Here is a 552-nt window from a genome sequence, read left to right on the forward strand (position 1 = left end):
GCTCCAATCCAGACACCTAACCGTCTGGCTATGGCTCTTGACGTTGTTGGTCAGGGTGTTAAGTCTGGTGCATCTGCTTATGTCGGTGCGAAAGGTGGTGGCCCAACTACATCAGGTCAAGTGCTTGGTGGCATTAAAGGAGGCTTAGGAGCATAATATGGCAAGTATGATTGAACAGGCACTCGGTGCCACACAAGGCTTCCAGAAAGTCAACCCATACAATGTTGACCTCGGTGGACTGAAATACCAAGCAGCTCAAATCCAAAGAGAAGAACCTTCTAAGTCTGATTTGCATCAGGTATTTGACAGCTTCCTCGACGTTGCTAAACCAGTTGTCAAGAGTTATGACACTTACTTGCAGAATGATGCTAAAGAGCGTTTCTCTAAAGCACAGCAAGAGTTTCAGAAAACTGGTAATCCCAATGTCTACAAGGAAGCAATCGACCAAGGCACATTATTCCATCACGACAACCCTTACACTCATCAGTTCGTCTACAGTTCCTTTGGTCAGCGCACTCAGTTAGAGGCTGACACTCAGACAGACAATGAAGT

Annotated in this window: 1 protein-coding gene; it reads left to right on the plus strand. The window is 46.2% G+C overall.

Annotation, left to right across the window (positions count from 1 at the left end):
* Positions 1-157: 157 nt before the first annotated feature.
* On the plus strand, positions 158-552 hold a 395-nt coding region (locus N1032_RS27245; protein ID WP_259543827.1), incomplete at its 3' end, for a hypothetical protein.

This window comes from Herbiconiux daphne (assembly GCF_024979295.1).
In the GTDB taxonomy this organism is placed as follows: domain Bacteria; phylum Actinomycetota; class Actinomycetes; order Actinomycetales; family Microbacteriaceae; genus Herbiconiux; species Herbiconiux daphnes.